This is a genomic window from Enterococcus sp. AZ141, from assembly GCF_051714385.1.
Classification (GTDB): Bacteria; Bacillota; Bacilli; order Lactobacillales; family Enterococcaceae; genus Enterococcus_D; species Enterococcus_D entomosocium.
This window is the reverse complement of sequence record NZ_JBIORT010000001.1, coordinates 2,972,918-2,991,371: the sequence shown is the minus strand read 5'-3', so window position 1 is coordinate 2,991,371 and position 18,454 is coordinate 2,972,918. Positions and strand designations below refer to the sequence as shown.

Genomic DNA, 18,454 nt, shown 5'->3' with positions numbered 1-18,454 from the left:
GCTTACATTTCACAAGAAAAACTTCTTTCGGTTGACATATGATTGTTTATTCATATATAATAAGTCTATAAATATGATTGATCGTTCATATGACAGATGGACTAGAGGAGGTTTTAATGATGGCTGAACATACTTGTCAACATGATCACACAAAAACGGAGGGGCATTCTCATACTCACGATCATGGGACTCTCCCACGTAACATTTATTTTGTAGGCTTACTGCTCTTTATACTGGCACTTTTTGTTCCGAACCAATGGGTGAAAGATGGGTTTTATTTTGCTGCGGTTTTATTAGCAGGTTATCACATTTCGTGGGAAGGAATCGAGGATACCATAAAGAGTACCAGAGCCAATCGGCGATTCACACCGAATGTACATCTTTTGATGTTGTTGGCAGCGATTGGTTCCATGGTCATAGGAAATTTTAATGAAGCAGCTTTGTTGATTTTGATTTTTGCAGGCGCTCACTTCTTAGAAGAATACGCCGAGGGACAAAGTCGACGAGAAATCACCAATCTTCTCAAATTGAATCCCACGGAAGCCCGTTTGGTGGGTCCGGATGGGAAAGCCAAAAAAATTGCCGCTTCTGAGATAAAAAAAGGAGATATTTTGCAAGTGCTACCTGGTGATCAGTTAGCAACAGATGGCGTAATCCTTTCTGGAACGAGTGCCATCAATGAAGCTTCGATCAATGGGGAAAGTATTCCTCGAGAAAAGACTACAGGAGACGAAGTCTATGGGAGTACGATTAATGGAAACGGCACATTTTTGATGGAAGTCACGAAAGACAGCTCTGAAACAGTCTTCGCAAAAATTCTTTCAGTGGTGGAAGCGGCGCAATCAAATCAATCACCGACCGAAACACGAATCAAAAAAATCGAACCAATCTATGTAACAGTTGTTTTCATTGCAGTTCCTTTGTTCATTTTGACTGCACCGTTTCTCTTTGGTTGGGATTGGTATACAAGTTTTTATCGTGGGATCGTAATGATGATTGCGGCTTCTCCTTGTGCTTTAGCGGCAAGCGCCGTCCCTGCTAGTTTATCGGCGATCTCGAATCTAGCGAAAAAAGGGATTCTTTTTAAAGGGAGCAATTACTTGACCAATTTCGCTCAGATCAAAGCGGTGGCTTTTGACAAAACGGGAACTTTGACCGTCGGAAAACCTACAGTCACGGAAGCCGTTTTCGCTGATACGATCGATCGAGCAGAGGCAGCAGCGGTCATCGTTTCGATGGAAAAGCAAGCCAACCACCCATTAGCAGATGCGATCGTTACTTATTTCGAGAAGACAGAGAAAATACGAGAAATCGAACAGTTGACTGTCACAAACGAGATTGGTTCCGGTTTAGGTGCCGTCGCAGGAACAAAAACCTATCGATTAGGAAAAAGAACCGAAAACACCCAGTTAACAGGTTTGATGGAGCAACAGTACCGTCAATTGGAAGCGCAAGGAAAAACAATGGTCGTGTTTTCCATCAACGAAGAGGTTACGGCGATCATCGCATTGATGGATGAGCCGAACGAACAGGCAGCTTCTGTGATTCATTATTTGAAAAATGAAGGTATCCATACTGTTATGATCACCGGAGACAGTGCTTCTGCTGGTGAAGCAATCGGTCAGCGCTTAAAGGTTGACCAAGTGGCTGCCAATGTTTTGCCTGAGAACAAAGCGGAAGCGGTACGAGCACTCCAAGAAGCATACGGACAAACCGCCATGGTGGGTGATGGTATCAATGATGCCCCTGCACTTGTTCAAGCAGACATCGGCTTTGCGATGGGGGAAGGGTCAGATGTTGCGATTGAAGTAGGAGACGCAGTGATCATGAAGAATGATCTTTCGCGTTTTGCATATGCCTATCGCTTAGCGAAGAAGATGGATCGGATCATTTGGCAAAATATTTTTTTCTCCATGTTTATCGTCGCGTTATTAGTCGGCTTGAATCTATTCGGCTTGATGAACATTGGGTTGGGGGTATTTGCCCATGAAGGCAGTACATTGATCGTATTGTTTAACGGGTTACGTCTTTTGCGTAAACTGCCAGAAGCATAAAAAAAGCGGCTATCGAAAGATAGCTGCTTTTTTAATGACTGAATTGTGTCGAAGTTGGAAAATCAAAGGCATCGATTTTTTGTAATCGATTTTCGATCCTTCTTAGAATTCCTTCAGAGGATTCTAACGGTTTGATTGCATGATAAGCAGTCAGCAATAGGACTTTTTCTTTAGCAGGACGATTTTCGATGCGATAGATATTGGCTAATCGTTCAACATATTCGTAATGACTATAGTCCGTTTTATTGATCAAGAAGTGCAAGAGATCTTTTGCTTTCGCATAGTCTTCTTGAAGATAGAAACTGATCGCTTCACGATACAATTTGATATCGAGTTCTTCGATTTGTTCTGGATTCGCTTTTAACGCACGCCACTCATTGATCGAGATTTTTCGTACGACTTTGCCAGTTGCATCGGTCAAAAAAATTACCGGCACATCATTTGGATGTTTTGCTTCTTGCTTAATTTTCTTCATGTCGCACCTCCCGCCTCTCAATGGACTGACTGTTTGATATCTCCTATTTTAAAAGGAATAGCGGGAAAAGTCTACATGTAGATGTTAGATTCGTAGAAAATTTTAAAACATTCTCATTTATTAGGCTCTTTTTCGTTGAAAATGATTAATAGCGTCGGATGCCCCCATGAAAATCAAGATACCGCCAAAAATTTGGAAGAACAGTAGCCAAGTGGCGAATGGATTCAATACGAGAACGAGTCCAGCAGCAATAATCAAAAGACTGATGATTAAGCTCGTGATGTAAGGTAAACCAATGCGTTTTTGGTTAAAGCTTGCCATTAAGCGGGTGCATCCGCTGATGGTGATCATAATCCCTAAGAAAAATGGCACGATGGCAAGTAATCCTTTAGCAAAAACTAAAATCGCAGCTGCAGCAATCAACAGTAAGATACCAGAGACCGACTGCACATTGCGATAGCCCTTTTGTTTTTCTTTGTAGCTCGTATACAAGCTGATGATTCCTAGACATGCGATGTATCCGGCAACGAGATAAACGATCGTGTTGAAAACAGATCGTGGTGCAATCAAGATAATGAAGCCGAAGACGATATATACGACGGCACGAAGCAAGTCATAGCGTTGTAATTTATCAAAAAATGCATTCATGATAATTCCTCCTTTTTTTCTTATTGTACCGAATTCTGGTGAAAATAGATATCAAAAAACCTAGGAAATAGGCTAAGCCTTTTGTAACAGATCATTTTTTGGTAAAATAGGGAAAAGAAAACAGAACGGAGAGTTTTATGAGTGGGTTAACGCTATTGATGTGTGCCTTTACGATCGTTTTGTACCTCTATTTATTGGTGGTACGCAAAGAGATTCACTTTATTGCTGTTGAGCGCAAACTAAGCAAAATCGCTATTACGATCTTTTCAGTAATGATTATCCTATCCATGTTGATGATGGATGACCAATTGGATAATCAGGTGCGAGGAATCGTTTCAGGTTTTGTCTTTTTAAGCTTTGTGCTAGACAGCCGCGGGTTAGCCCTAGATCGAATTATTGTCCATCCAATGAGTATTAAAGGGGTACTGTACCAAGACATTGATCGGGTCGTATTATTTCAAGAAAAGGAAGGGCAGCCCATCAAGATGAACTATTTTCGAAAAGGGATGCGGGGACCATTAATGAAATTCAAACAACCGTTAGCTGAATTGGTGGTATTTTTGTCGGAGCACTTGAATGAAGGAACACCGATCGATATTCTGGTCGATCATGATCAAGGAAAAAATGACTAAAAGACCCTTGATTGCTGCCGTATGTGGCCGTAATCAAGGGTCTTTTGTTTAAAAATCGGGAATCGTTTTTAATGGAAAACGCGGAAACGTTCGTCATCATTTAAAAATTCTTTTTCATTTGGTTCGCTTTGTTTTGAACCAAAAACTAATTGGGCCCGCAGCTGCCAATTTTCAGGAATTGACCATTCAGCTACAACAGCATCATCAATTACTGGATTATAATGTTGTAAGTTGGCGCCTAATCCGGCTTCTTCTAAAGCTACCCAAACATTCGCTTGGGCAATCCCATTCGATTGTTCTGCCCAGACCGGGAAGTTATCTGCATAAAGGGCAAATTGGTCTTGCAAGTTCTTAACGGTATCTGTGTGAATAAAGAATAGAACGGTTCCATAACCTGCTTTAAAGCCAGCAAGTTTTTGTTTCGTTGCTTCAAACGCCTCCGGTGGTGTCAATGGTTCTAAAGCAGCCTCCGTTAACGTCCATAATTTTTCGTGGGCATCGCCAAATAAAATCACGGCACGTGGCGATTGTGCGTTAAAAGCAGTTGGGCTGTTTTTTACTGCTTCTTTCACGATGGCTTCGATTTCTGTATCTGAGAGTGAAACATCTTTGCCTAATCCATAGATTGAACGGCGCTGTTTGATCGTATCAAGAAATTTTGTCATAGTATTCCCACCTTTTCTATTGTCATAGAATGAAGTATACATTCTTACTTAATGTTAGTAAAACAAAATGCTTTGTAAGAAAAAAGTCAGGCAAACGCGCCTGACTTTTTTTCTTACTGGGCATCAATGGCGATAAATTTGACAGTCACGTATTCTTCAGGACCATATTTGCCGTTTTCACGACCAAAACCGGAATGTTTGACGCCGCCGAAGGGAGCCGCTGGGTTTGAGATCGCAATGTCATTGACCCCAACCATCCCATATTGGAGGTTTTGGGCTACATCCGAGATTGTTTGCAGATTCGTTGAAAAGAAGTAAGAGGCTAATCCAAATTCCGTATCATTTGCCGCGGCGATGACTGCTTGTCGATCCGTAAATGAGATCAATGGAATCACGGGTCCAAAGGTTTCTTCATAGTAAATAGTCATGTCAGGAGTGATGCCGTCGATGACCGTTGGTGCAAAGAAGTTGCCTTTTTCGTATTCACCTTCAGTAAGCTTCTTCCCACCGAATAAGACTTTAGCCCCTTTATTTACCGCATCTTCCAGCTGGTCGATGATTTTTTTAACGCCTGCTTGATTGATCAAAGGACCAACGGTGGGGTTCTCTAAACCATTACCAACAGTTACGGCTTCCATTTGCCCTAATAGCTTTTTAGTAAAGGCTTCTTTGATGGATTCTTCGACAAAAATTCGATTGGGGGATGTACAGACCTGACCGTTGTTGCGGAATTTTGCTGCAATTAATTTTTCAGCAGCTAAATCTAAATCAGCATCAGCAAAAACAAGAAACGGGGCATGGCCGCCTAACTCCAATGAAACTTTTTTCAGAGTTGGTGCAGCTTGTTCGTATAATTTCATCCCAACTTTCGTGGAGCCGGTAAAGGTGATTTTTTTAACTTGTTTGTTCTCAGTCAACTCTTTCCCGATTTCAGAAGAATCCCCTAAGACGATATTGACGACTCCGTCAGGAAGGCCCGCTTGTTGAAAAAGTTCACCTAAAGCCAATGCTGATAGGGGTGTTTCTTTAGATGGTTTCATAACAAGGGTACAGCCAACTGCCATGGCAGGAGCGATTTTTCGAGCAATCATATTGGAAGGAAAGTTCCAAGGCGTGATCGCACCAACAACACCGATGGCTTCTTTTCGCACCAGCCAATGATTGTGTGCAGGAGCTGGAATCACTTCGCCGTAGACCCGTTGTGCTTCGGCGGCATTCCAACGGAAATTGTCTACGTTGGATTGGATTTCTGCCTCTGCCTCCTTTAATGGTTTTCCTTGTTCCATGCTCATAATTTTTGCCAAACGGTCGCTTTCTTGTTCCATTAAATCAGCAATCTTGTTCATCAAATCGGCTCGCTCTCGAGGCGAACGTTTTGACCAATCTGTGAAGGCTTTCGCGGCGGCATCGATCGCTTGCTTTGTTTCATCGATGCCTCCTTGGCTGACTTTTACCAGTTCTTCATTAGTGGCAGGATTGGTAACCGAAACCGACTCTTTTGTTCCTTCAAGCCATTTTCCGTCAATCAATAACTTCGTGGGCACTTGTGGTAACTGTTGGTTCATTTTGGCACTTCCTTTCAATAATGGGTTCTATTTCAACCGTAGCACGGATTAGATAAGATGACAATTCATACGCAAGTCCAATGATTCCCCAAATTTTCATAAAGAACCAGAGAGGAGATGTCCTGCTCCTTTCATTTTATGGTAGAATAGAAAAATAAGAATGTTTGTTCGATTCTTGGGAAATATAGTTAAAACATTCAAGGAGTGAGGGACGCGTGCAACAAGTAAAAGAGCTTTTAAAAACAGTAGGATTTGTCGTGATCTTTACTTTATTCCTCTTGTTATTAAGACAGTATGTCTTTACCCCTGTGATCGTAAAAGGAGATTCGATGGACCCCACATTACATGATGGTGAGCGGGTGATTGCTTTGAAAAATACCGAGATCGAACGTTTCGATATCATAACGTTTGAAGCACCGGATGAAGCAGGCAAAAACTATATCAAACGCGTAATCGGATTACCTGGCGACCAGGTTTCCTATCAAAACGATACCCTTTATATCAATGGACAAGCATATGATGAACCCTACTTGGATGAATTCAAAGCAGCTGTCGCAGATGGCTTTCCGTTGACTAGTGATTTTGATATGGGGTTATTTGGTGTTGAAGTCATTCCTGAAGGTCAAATTTTAGTGTTAGGGGATAACCGTCGAATTTCCAAAGATAGTCGTCAATTAGGTCTGATCGATGAATCAACAATTTTGGGGGATGTAAAATTTGTTTTCTGGCCAATTGCCGATTTTGGTATGGTAGGCAAAGAATGAAATTCTGCGATTGTTATTTTGTTTTTAAGGAGAGTCTCTTAAAAATAAAGACGCATTCGAAAAAGCGTGTCGCTGATTTTTTAGTGGATTTTTTTAAAAGACGATGGAGAGAAGGAGTCCTTTCATGAGTTTACGATTTATTCTTGGCGATGGCCGTTGTCGTCATGATCAAGCAGTGATAGAAAATGCAAAAAGCTGGTTAGAAAAAGACCATCAAGAAGTATTTTTCCTGGTACCTAACTACAACAAATTTGAACGAGAGCGCGAGATCCTTCAATTACTGAAAGAGGATCGCGTAGAAGATTTTGCTTCTATTCGCGCGCAAGTGTATAGTTTTCACCGTTTGGCTTGGTTTTATCTGCAGCAAACCGGCTTGCTTTCTCAAAATGCCATCACTGAAAATGGTGCCTCCATGATCATGCGTAAGCTGCTTTTGGAACTAGAAGAAGAACTCGTCTTATACCGTGGTGAGATCAACAAAGCGGGTTTTATCCAACAATTATTGGCTTTCTATCAAGAAATGCATACAAGTCGATTGGGGATCGAAGATTTATTAGCAGGTGGTGCTGCACCAAGCGCAACCCAAGACGAAGAAAAAAAATACAGTGAATTAGCGATAATTTTTCAACGATTTGAACAAGAACTTCTAGAGCGTGCCTTGCAAGTCGAACAACCGATCACCTTACTGACACGCTTTCTGGAAGGTTCCTTGCTGGGCGATTCCTCGGTGGATCATGCAATGCCAACCACTGTTTCTTTGAACAAAGCGCCAGATCTTTCCCACGCCTTATTTATTATCAGCGGTTTCTCCGCTTTTTCAACACAAGAGCAACAGTTGATTCAAGTACTGATGAAGAGAAGTCATGTAGTGATTGATCTTATTTTGGATCGCGGGTACCCACAAGAGATGCCCACGCCATTGAATTTATTTTACGAAGCAGGACGGACCTATTATCAGTTGATCAGTTCTGCTCGTGACAATCAAGTGAACATTTACTTAGATCAGAAACTTTCCGTCAACCAAGAGGTGGACAAAGAAGACGAGGGATCGATCCCGCAGGCATACAAGGAAGTAGAAACTTTTTGGCGGCAGACCCAATCACAAGCCAATTATCATCAGCAGACGTCCGTCAAAGACTTCTTGGCTGTCTGGAAAGTTGGGAATCCCGAAGAAGAGATTCGTCAAATCGCAGCGTCGATCCGCGGGATGATGAGTGATAAGAAACGGTACCCAACATTACGGTATCGTGATATCCAATTACTGATCGCCGAACCAGAAGTCTATCATCAGTATATTCCTAAAATTTTTACTGAGTTTGAGATTCCTTTTTATATCGATGAAGAGCAGATGATGGCGCAACATCCATTGGTTGAGTTTTTGAATGCTTTTTTTGCTTGTCAATCCTATGGCTTTCGCTTAAATGATATTTTACGGTTGCTTAGAACGGAACTTTACTTACCGGCAGCCTATCGCTCCGAAGCAGATTGGCTTGTTGGGCGTGACCAGTTTCGTAAGTTGGTGGATATTACCGAGAACAAAGCGCTGGCTCATGATTTCCAAGGAGCGAGTTGGACGAGAAACGAAGATTGGGAACTGATCGAGTATTTACAATCGGAAGAAGAAGCAGTGGACAAAGTGGATTTGACGGCGTACACCAATCAGCTTCGCAGGGCTTTCAAGCAAGATGTCGTGGATACACTCGATTGGCTGACAGCAGCTAGAACAAATCGAGATGCCGTAGAACTGCTGTATCGCTTTTTACTGAATGCGGGTGTCGAGCAACAGCTGAGGCATTGGCGAGACCAGGCAATCCAACAAGGAAAATTAGATCAAGCCCGCAATCATGAACAAGCATGGCAAGCTTTAATGGATCTGCTGGATGAGTATGCCACGATCTATGGAGATGAGCCCTTTGATTTTGCGCTCTTTGAAGATGTCTTATTGACTGGCTTAGAAAATGTCACATTCGGAAAGATCCCAACAGCGATCGACCAAGTCAACATCAACCGCCTTGATTTGGCACGTCCGAAACAAGCGAAGATCACATTTGCACCGGGATTGAATGAAACGGCTTTGCCAAGAAAAATGGAAAATAAAACATTGTTGACGAATGAAGAACGTCAGCATTTCAATCAGTTATTCAATGGTGAGAAATACCTTAGAGACACAGTGGTGGAAGGCAGTGTCAAAGAACCATTTGCCTTTTATTCTGTCTTGCTTTCAGCGACAGAGCACTTATCACTGTCCTATGCCGTTAATTTTGATACACAGCAAAACATCAAGATGTCGCCTTATTTAGACCGCGTGGTCAAGCATTTGGATGTACCACTGCAAGAGCGGGGGATCTTGACGCTAGTCAGTGACCCGAGAGACTATGTTGGCAGTTATCGTGGCCTGATCTACCAAATCAATAATCTCAGTCAGCAAGCGCAAAAAAACAAAGAGAATTTGCCTCGAGTGTGGGAGCAACTGAAACAAGCGCTGTTACGTTCGGAATGGACAGATTTAGCTGCCCAAGTATTTGAAAGCCAAACCCATCAAAATATTCCGATTCCTTTGTCTCAAGCACAAGCTGCGGCGCTATATGGCCCGTCGATCTACAGCTCCATTTCTCAGATGGAGACGTTCTATCAGTGTGAATACAAGTATTTCGTCAGCTACGGATTACGGTTAAAAGAACGGGAAGTTTATGGCTTAAATCCAGCAATGACCGGTGAGTTTTTCCATGATGCGTTGGACCGCTTTGTCAAAGTCCTAATTGCTGAAAATATTTCCTTGACCCAGTTAACTGCTGACCAACGCGTGCAATTTGTGGAAGTCGTTTTGCAGGAAATTTTTGGCGAAAGCCGTTATCGCTTACTGACGAGTTCTGCTCGGATGAATTTTATTCGGTATCAATTAGGCAAGACGATTCAGCGAGTAGCGTGGGCATTAGCGAAACAAGGACAAAAAATGCATTTTAGTCCTGAAAAGACGGAGGTGCTGTTCGGCCAGATCGCTGGCTCAAATGGGATTAACGGTATCGAATTACCATTAAGTTCTGGCGGGAAACTACATGTGCGGGGGAAGATTGATCGTGTCGATACGGCGAAAACGGAAGAAGAACAATGGCTTTCCGTTGTTGACTATAAATCTAGCAGCCGAGATTTTGACCTTTCTGAAGCCTACTACGGACTTGCGATGCAGTTGATCACGTATCTCGACGTCGCATTGACGGATGCTGTCCAACTGGTTGGTTCGCCAAAGGTTCGACCAGCGGGGGCATATTATCTGCATGTGCATAATCCGCTTTTGGACGGACAAGAAGCCAGTGAAGAAGAACGTTTAAAACGTTTCAAGTATGACGGGTTGTTTATTGACGAACCGGCTGTTTTCCCGTTACTCGATGAGGAAGTTGAAGCCAGCAAAAATTCGCCGGTATTTCCTGTTCGGAAAGACAAAAACGGCAATTATCAAAAAACAACACAGGCGAAAAACAAGTTTTATACAGAAGAAGAGCTTGAACTATTAAGAAAACACAATCGGAAAAATATGCAACAAAGTGGTGAGAAGCTGTTGAGCGGTGAAATCGCCTTAAACCCGTCTTATAAATTAAAAGACAAAAAAAGGGCGTGTGAGTTTTGTCCGTTTCGCAGCATCTGTGACTTTGATGTATTGTTGAAAGAAAATGAGTACCACCGTTTAGAAAACTTATCTAAAGATGAGATTATCCATCGCTTAAGGGAGGAAGAAGATGAGTAAGACCCCTTTAAAACCGCAAAATGAAACCTTTACGGATACCCAATGGCAAGCCATTTTTGATAAAGGGGATAATATCCTCGTTTCCGCTTCAGCGGGTTCAGGCAAAACCACCGTTTTGGTTCGGCGAGTGATTGAAAAGCTAAAAGCAGGAACGACGATCGATTCTTTACTGATCGTGACCTTTACCGAAGCAGCTGCTCGAGAAATGAAAGAACGGATTCAAGCGGCATTGCAGCAGGCCATCAATCAAGAAAGTGACGAGCAAAAGCGTCAGCACTTCGTCCGTCAGTTGCAGCTATTGCCGACAGCTAACATTTCTACCTTGCATGCGTTTTGTTTAACTGTGATTCGGCGTTTTTATTATTTGATCGATTTAGATCCAAATTTCCGCATGATGACTGATGAAACCGAAATTTTATTGATGAAAGAAGAAATCTGGACACAGCTGAGAGATCAACAATATGAAGCCAATGATGAAGCGTTCTTTCGTTTGACGGAAAATTTTTCTAGTGATCGTTCCGATGAAGGCGTCGGGGATCTGATCCTGTCTCTTTATGACTTTGCCCGAGCAAATCCGGATCCAGTAAACTGGTTAGCTCATCTAAGTGATCACTATATCGGCAAAGAAACCTTTGCTGAAAATACCCTGTACCAATCGCAAATCAAGCCGACTTTGCAAGAAAACTTGAAGACAGCGGCGCATTTGCTGCAGGCGGCGCAAGACTATGCCCGTTCTGATGAAGCGATGGAAAAAGCGGCACTATTGATCGATACCGAATTAGGAATGGTGGAAACCTTAAAGGCTCTGCTTGATTCAGACGATGTTGATGGCTTCTATGAGCAAATCCAAGTGTTGCGTTTTGCTCGCTACCCAGCTTTTCGCAAACCAGAACAAAAGGAACTCTCTCAAGAAATTAAACCTTTGCGAGATGATGCGAAAAAATTGGTTGAGCAATTGAAAGCGGCCTTTCCATACCCACCGGCTGAAATGATGGAGCTGCTTCATCGGTCCGCACCTGTCGTTGAAAAAATGGCAGCTATGACCGAAGCGTTTATGAAAGCATTCCAAGAAAGGAAACTTTCAAAAGGCCGTTTAGACTTTAATGATTTGGAACATTTCACCTTGCAGATTTTACAAGGAGACGGTAGCGGAAGTGAAGCGTCGACCTATTATCGTGATCGCTTTGAAGAAGTTTTAGTCGATGAATATCAAGACGTCAATCGGCTGCAAGAGGCAATTTTATATTGGGTGAGACAAGTCGATCATAACCCCGGCAATATGTTTATGGTGGGGGATGTAAAGCAGTCGATCTATTCGTTTCGACTAGCAGATCCGACGCTATTTATCGAAAAATACTTGGCATTTGAAACGGAGAATGGTGGGCGGAGAATCGTCTTAGCAGAAAATTTCCGTTCTCGCTCCGACGTATTGGATTTTACGAATCTAGTTTTTCAACAGCTGATGGATGAACGGGTTGGACAAATCCCTTATGATGAGGCGGCAGCCTTGATTACCGGTTTTCCTCATTTTCCAGAAAGCGACGCCTTTGCCACAGAGCTCTTGTTATATGAAAAAGAGCATGAATCCGAAGAACAATTGATCGATGACAAAACAGAGGGTGAAATGCAGATTACTGCATTGAAGATTCGAGAGTTGATTGAATCAAAATTCATGATCTATGACAAAAAAGCCAAAACAAATCGACCAATCACTTACAACGATATCGTCTTATTGACCCCTACACGTAAAAACAATCTTGTCATTTTGGATGTCTTTAAGCAGTTTGGGATTCCGATGGCGGTCAATGATGCTCAAAACTATTTTCAGGCAACGGAAATCCAAACCGTCGTTTCTTTGCTGCAAATCATTGACAATCCGTACCAAGATATCCCCCTTGTGGCGGTCTTGCGTTCGCCAATCGTCGGCCTAACAGAAGATCAATTGGCTGAGATCCGTTTAGCGAATCGTTCCAGCGACTACTATGATGCAGTATTGGATTATCATGTTCAACAAGAAGAGTCACCCTTGTGGCAAACGTTGGATGGGTTTTTAGCCAAACTAAATCAATGGCGCGAAGAAGCACGCAGATTACCGATCCCAACCTTATTATGGCAAATCTATGAAGATACTGCTTACTTGGATTATGTTGTGGGACTTCCTGCAGGACAGCAGCGTTATGCAAATTTAGTGGCATTGATACACAGAGCTGAAAAATACGAAAAGAGCAGTTTCCGTGGTTTGTACCAATTCATTCGCTTCATCGAAAAAATGCAAGAAAAAAACAAAGATTTGGCGGAGCCTGTGGCTACTCCTGTAGAAGATGCCGTTCGAGTGATGACCGTTCATGCAAGTAAAGGCTTGGAATTCCCTGTTGTGTTCTTACTGGATACAACAAAATTCTTTAACTACCAAGATTTTCAAAAACGCTATATCTTTGAAGAACAGCTGGGAGCTGGGATCCAATATGTGAATCCAGCAGAAAACCTTAAATTTGAGACACTGCCGTTTCAAGCCATCAAGCAAGTTCGTTTGAAAAAAGCCTTGTCAGAAGAAATGCGAAAATTATACGTAGCATTGACACGAGCAGAGCAGAAGCTTTTCTTAGTGGGCTCCTATAAAAATCAAGCGGATGCCTTTAAGACTTGGCAATCTGGCCTGACACAAGCCGAGATGGTTCTTGATCCTGCATTACGGCTTGTTGCCCGGGGGAGCTTGATGGATTGGGTCGGACGGACCCTGATGCGCCATCCAGATATGGAAGCAGTATTCTCTGAAGCGTCAGAGCGCAAGCGGACGATCGATCATCCTGCTCATTTTCGTCTGTCATGGTGGAATCAAGAAACGATCACGCAACAAGTCCAAGAGACCCTTGTGCCAGTCGAGGAGTCTAAACGATTGCTTGCGCCAGATAGCAATATCGATGATCTTTTGAAACGCCTAGCATATCGCTATCCTTATCAAAAAGCGACCCAAACGACTAGTTATCAATCTGTATCAGAATTGAAAAGACTCTATAACGATCCCGATGATCAACAGACCACTTTGTTGGAATGGCGGTCGGTTTCCGAGAAGACGAATCCTCAGCAATATCGCTACGTACAGGATGAATTGGCGAAACCAAAATTTCTGCAGGAAACGAAGCCTCTCGCCAGCAGTATCGGGACAGCAACACATACGGTTTTGCAAATGATTCCATTAGGAATGACGCCAACACAAGATACTTTGGAGCTCCTGATTGCTGAACTCGTGAAAAAGCAATTTTTTTCTGAAGAAATCGCCAAAAAAATTGACCGATCGAGCATTTTGTGGTTTTATCAAACTGAACTAGGTGAACTGCTGAACCGATCCTCTGATGTGGTGAAGCGGGAGCAGCCGTTTTCGATGCTAAAAGAGGCTGATACGATCTTTGAAGGGTTTGACGAACCAGATGCGCCGCTTTTGATCCATGGTATTATCGACGGCTATATTGAATTGGCGGATGAAATCATTTTATATGACTTTAAAACAGATGATGTTTTCGGCAGTCAGGCTCAGATTGAAAAGAAAATGCGCGAACGATATTATGGTCAATTGAAACTCTACTGCCAAGCATTGGAGAAAGCATTGAACAAACCAGTGAAACAGACCTATTTAGTGCTGTTAAAACCTAAAATGATCGTGGCATTCTAGCTGATCGATCCTAGTTTCTTACAATTCGTAAGTCATATGCTATAATAGGTAAAAGAGGTGATGGAGAATGATAAAAGTAGAATCGGATTACGCCCTTTGTCCTAAATTTGAAAAAGCTTTTTCTATTTTAGGCAAAAAGTGGAACGGCTTGATCATTGATGTCCTTCTTGAAGACGGCAAACAAAGATTTGTTGAGTTAGCAAACAAGATTCCTCAAGTGAGTGATCGGGTGTTAGTCGAACGCTTGAAAGAATTAGAGCGGGAAGAAATTGTCTGCAAAGAAAACAATCTTTACTGCTTGACGCCAAGAGGTATTGCTCTTGAAAAGAGTATGATGAGTGTGAAGCGTTGGGCAGAAACCTGGGTGCGTGAGGAAGAATGCAGTTGATTTCTCACCGGAAATTAGGTAAACTAAGCTTAAATGAATAAATAAAAAGCGTTGATAGAAACTAGTAATTTGGCTGAATCAGAAAAAGGGAGACTTGTCACAGACTGAAAGCAAGTCCTGTATTCGAAAAATGAATTTCACTTCTGGAGCTTGCTGATTACAGTCAGTCGGCAGTTTTGCTGTCGTTAGCCGAAGTGAGTGCGCGGTTTTTTTCGCGAATGAGGATGGTAACACGAGACGTCGTTCCTTTTTAAGGGATGATGTCTTTTTTTGTCTTTATACGAATGATACTCACTTTATTCAGTCAATCCAGTCTTTTTATTCTTACACTATTCACAGCATAGAAGGAGGAAATACATGTCTTTACAAGAGAAATTAGAAGCATTGAAGGAAACGACATTGCTTAAAATCAAAGAAAGTCCAACCATGAATGACTTAAATCAGATTCGAGTGGAAGTGCTTGGAAAAAAAGGTCCCATAACAGAAGTTCTGCGGGGAATGAAAGATCTTTCTGCGGAAGAACGGCCGAAGGTGGGGAGCTATGCCAACGAGATTCGTGATATCTTGACAGAAGCGATCGAAGAAGCCAAGACGTCTATCGAAGCAGCAAACTTGGAAAAAGCTCTTGCTGAAGAATCCATCGACGTGACGTTGCCTGGTAAAAAGATGGACCGAGGAACACGCCATGTGCTAACGCAAATCATGGAAGAAATCGAAGATATCTTTGTTGGTATGGGCTACCAAGTAGTCGAAGGTTACGAAGTGGAAAAAGATCATTACAACTTCGAACGGATGAATCTGCCAAAGGATCATCCAGCCAGAGACATGCAAGATACTTTTTATATTTCAGAGGAAGTGCTGATTCGAACCCATACGTCACCAGTGCAAGCGAGAACAATGGAGACTCATGATTTTTCTAAAGGGCCGCTGCGGATGATCTCACCCGGGAAAGTTTTCCGTCGTGACACAGATGATGCGACCCATAGCCACCAATTCCATCAAATTGAAGGTTTGGTAATCGATAAGAATATTACGATGGGTGACTTAAAAGGAACCTTAGAAGTCATGATGCAAAAAATGTTTGGGGAAGATCGCCAAATTCGCTTGCGACCAAGCTATTTCCCTTTCACAGAACCATCGGTCGAAGTCGATGTCAGCTGCTTCAAGTGCGGTGGTGCCGGTTGTAATGTTTGTAAACAAACTGGCTGGATCGAGATCCTCGGTGCTGGAATGGTGCATCCTAACGTCTTAGAAATGTCAGGGATCGATCCAACCCAATATTCAGGATTTGCTTTTGGTTTAGGTCCTGATCGAGTGGCAATGCTGCGCTACGGCGTGAACGACATTCGCCAATTCTATCAAAATGATGTGCGTTTCATTCGCCAGTTCAAGGGGGAACAATAAATGTTAGTATCATACAAATGGTTAAATGAATACCTTGATCTGTCTGAGATCACACCCAAAGAGCTGGCGGATAAAATGTCAGTGACGGGGATCGAAGTCGAAGGTATTGACGTGCCTGAAGAGGGTTTAAAAAAAATCGTTGTCGGAGAAGTGACCGACTGCCGACCACATCCAGATTCTGATCATCTATCAATTTGCCAAGTAAATATTGGCGAGGATGAAGACTCACAGATCGTTTGTGGTGCGCCGAATGTCAAAAGCGGCATCAAAGTCATCGTGGCATTACCAGGCTCTCGAATCGCGGGCAACGTAAAAATCAAAAAGGGCAAGATGCGGGGAGAAGTTTCCAACGGCATGATTTGTTCGTTGCAAGAGTTGGGATATGCCGATAGCGTGATTCCCAAAGAATACGCAGAAGGAATTTATTATTTACCAGCAGAAGCAGAACCAGGATCACCGGTTTTTCCTTATCTTGATATGGATGATCACATTATCGAATTATCGATCACTCCGAATCGTGCGGATGCGTTGAGCATGCGGGGGGTTGCTTATGAAGTCGGTGCAATCTATCGGCAAACACCGAAGTTTCCTGAAATTGCGCTTACCGAAAGTGAAGTAGCTGCTGCCGATAAAATTCAGGTGAAGGTCACTGAAGCAACGGATGCACCCGCCTACCAAATTCGAATCATTGATGGCGTAACGATCGCCCCAAGTCCACAATGGCTGCAAAATCGCTTGATGAATGAAGGCATTCGTCCAATCAATAATGTCGTGGACGTGACGAATTATATCTTACTGTTATTTGGTCAACCATTGCATGCCTTTGATTATCAAAAGCTAGACAGCAAGGAAATACTGGTACGTCGCGGCAAAGAAAATGAAAGCCTGGTTACCTTAGATGGAGAAACTCGTCAGCTTTCCCCAGAAGACATCGTTATCACCAACGGAACGACACCCGTTGCGCTCGCAGGCGTCATGGGAGGTCTTGATTCTGAAATCACGGAAACGACGACCACAGTCGCTTTAGAAGCGGCCTTGTTCGATCCATTAGCGATTCGTTTGACTTCGAAAAAATTCAATTTAAGAAGCGAATCATCCGCTCGTTTTGAAAAAGGGATCAACCAAGCAACGGTTGCAAAAGCTTGTGATGCAGCAGCAGCACTGATTGCGGAACTTGCTGGCGGAACGGTCTTGAAAGAGGCAGTAATAGGTTCCCAAGTAGCAGTAGAACCTGTGGAGGTTGCGATTACTTTAGCACGGATCAATAGCTATTTAGGCACAGAAATCACTAATGAAGAAGTGCAAGAAATCTTTGATGCATTAGGCTTTGGTCATCGTCAAGAAGCAGACAGCTATATTGTTTCAGTCCCACCTCGTCGTTGGGATATTACGATCGAAGCAGATATCATTGAAGAAGTGGCGCGTATTTACGGTTATGATCGTTTGCCATCGACTTTACCGCAAGGAGAAACGGTTGCCGGTCATTTAACCAAAGCGCAACGTCTGACTAGAGAAGTTCGGACTCTTTTGGAAGGCAACGGGGTCAGTGAAGCCATCAGCTATGCTTTGACAACGGAAGAGAAGGCACAACAATTTACGGATAAATCGAGCCAAGTGACTCGATTGGATTGGCCAATGACCGAAGAGCGTGCCGTCTTGCGCTTGAATCTTATTTCAGGTTTGTTAGACGACGTTGCGTACAATTTGGCACGTAAAAACAATCGTGTTGCTTTATATGAAATTGGTCGCGTCTTCTATCAAACGGGCGACAGTAAACACGAACTGCCAACAGAAGTCAATCACTTAGGGCTAGCATTGACAGGAAATATCCATGAGAAAGACTGGCAAACCCAAGCTCAAAAAGTTGATTTCTTCCATTTGAAAGGCATTTTAGAAAATCTTTTTGATTCGTTGGCATTAACCGACCGTATTCGTTATCAAAAAACGGCAGATATCAAAGAGATGCATCCTGGGCGTACGGCAATGATCTTGCTAGATGACCTAGAAATCGGCTTCTTGGGACAAGTCCACCCATCGATCGCCAAAGCCTACGAAGTGAGTGAAACCTATGTTGCTGAATTGAACTTAGATCAGTTATTAGCAGCTAAAACAGAACAATTGGTCTATCAACCAGTTTCTAAGTTCCCATCAGTGACCCGAGATATGGCACTCTTGCTCGATGAAACGATCGATAACCAATCCGTGATGGAAATCATTCGTGAAAGTGCAGGTCGCTTCTTAAGTGATATTCGTTTATTCGATGTTTATCAAGGGAAAAACATTGAAGCAGGTAAAAAATCTCTAGGGTACAGTCTGACCTTTAGCAATCCGGAAGCTACCCTGACGGATGAAGAGATCAATCAAGCAATAGCGAAAATTACTCGTAACTTAGAAGAAAACGTTCAAGCAGAAATCCGCTAATCAAATAAGTAGAAAAACGTTCTCCA

12 protein-coding genes are annotated in these 18,454 nt (G+C 42.8%); 8 read left to right on the top strand and 4 right to left on the bottom strand.

Annotation, left to right across the window (positions count from 1 at the left end; all coding sequences use genetic code 11):
• Positions 1 to 119 precede the first annotated feature (119 nt).
• A complete protein-coding gene (locus tag IGI89_RS13820; protein WP_139960490.1) occupies positions 120 to 2,054 on the top strand; it encodes a heavy metal translocating P-type ATPase in 1,935 nt (644 codons plus the stop codon).
• A gap of 31 nt (positions 2,055 to 2,085) precedes the next feature.
• Here IGI89_RS13820 and IGI89_RS13815 read toward each other — a convergent pair whose 3' ends face one another.
• Both IGI89_RS13815 and IGI89_RS13810 read right to left on the bottom strand, forming a co-directional pair.
• Complete coding sequence (locus IGI89_RS13815; protein WP_008381931.1) at positions 2,086 to 2,529, bottom strand: hypothetical protein; 444 nt, start codon at positions 2,527 to 2,529, stop codon at positions 2,086 to 2,088.
• A gap of 120 nt (positions 2,530 to 2,649) precedes the next feature.
• The gene (locus IGI89_RS13810; protein ID WP_008381929.1) at positions 2,650 to 3,177 is read right to left on the bottom strand and encodes an HdeD family acid-resistance protein; all 528 of its coding nucleotides are present in this window, start codon (positions 3,175 to 3,177) and stop codon (positions 2,650 to 2,652) included.
• A 137-nt stretch (positions 3,178 to 3,314) separates the two neighbouring features.
• Here IGI89_RS13810 and IGI89_RS13805 point away from each other — a divergent pair, with 137 nt between their 5' ends.
• Positions 3,315 to 3,809 (top strand): hypothetical protein, encoded by a 495-nt coding sequence (locus IGI89_RS13805; RefSeq protein ID WP_005236128.1) that lies wholly within the window; start codon positions 3,315 to 3,317, stop codon positions 3,807 to 3,809.
• Between the two features lie 68 nt (positions 3,810 to 3,877).
• Here IGI89_RS13805 and IGI89_RS13800 read toward each other — a convergent pair whose 3' ends face one another.
• The gene (locus IGI89_RS13800) at positions 3,878 to 4,474 is read right to left on the bottom strand and encodes a nitroreductase family protein (RefSeq protein ID WP_034872000.1); all 597 of its coding nucleotides are present in this window, start codon (positions 4,472 to 4,474) and stop codon (positions 3,878 to 3,880) included.
• A gap of 113 nt (positions 4,475 to 4,587) precedes the next feature.
• Positions 4,588 to 6,039 carry an NAD-dependent succinate-semialdehyde dehydrogenase gene (locus IGI89_RS13795; RefSeq protein WP_005236125.1) on the bottom strand — a complete coding sequence of 484 codons (1,452 nt, stop codon included), beginning with the start codon at positions 6,037 to 6,039 and terminating at the stop codon, positions 4,588 to 4,590.
• Between the two features lie 215 nt (positions 6,040 to 6,254).
• Between IGI89_RS13795 and lepB the strand changes: the two genes are divergently transcribed.
• The 6 genes from lepB (at position 6,255) to pheT (ending at position 18,428) form a co-directional block, all read left to right on the top strand.
• Positions 6,255 to 6,803 carry a signal peptidase I gene (gene lepB / locus IGI89_RS13790; RefSeq protein ID WP_005236123.1) on the top strand — a complete coding sequence of 183 codons (549 nt, stop codon included), beginning with the start codon at positions 6,255 to 6,257 and terminating at the stop codon, positions 6,801 to 6,803.
• Between the two features lie 124 nt (positions 6,804 to 6,927).
• Positions 6,928 to 10,545 carry a PD-(D/E)XK nuclease family protein gene (locus tag IGI89_RS13785; RefSeq protein ID WP_008381921.1) on the top strand — a complete coding sequence of 1,206 codons (3,618 nt, stop codon included), beginning with the start codon at positions 6,928 to 6,930 and terminating at the stop codon, positions 10,543 to 10,545.
• Positions 10,538 to 14,215, top strand: a complete 3,678-nt coding sequence (gene addA, locus IGI89_RS13780; RefSeq protein ID WP_438735745.1) for a helicase-exonuclease AddAB subunit AddA — start codon at positions 10,538 to 10,540, stop codon at positions 14,213 to 14,215. Before IGI89_RS13785 ends, addA begins: the two co-directional genes overlap by 8 nt.
• A 67-nt stretch (positions 14,216 to 14,282) precedes the next feature.
• Positions 14,283 to 14,603, top strand: a complete 321-nt coding sequence (locus IGI89_RS13775) for a winged helix-turn-helix transcriptional regulator (protein ID WP_005226192.1) — start codon at positions 14,283 to 14,285, stop codon at positions 14,601 to 14,603.
• A gap of 357 nt (positions 14,604 to 14,960) precedes the next feature.
• Positions 14,961 to 16,007: a phenylalanine--tRNA ligase subunit alpha gene (pheS, locus tag IGI89_RS13770; protein WP_005236117.1), complete on the top strand. Its 1,047-nt coding sequence runs from the start codon at positions 14,961 to 14,963 to the stop codon at positions 16,005 to 16,007.
• Entirely contained in the window at positions 16,008 to 18,428 is a 2,421-nt protein-coding gene (gene pheT / locus IGI89_RS13765) for a phenylalanine--tRNA ligase subunit beta (RefSeq protein WP_438735744.1), read from the top strand. It abuts the gene before it with no gap.
• Positions 18,429 to 18,454: the final 26 nt, after the last annotated feature.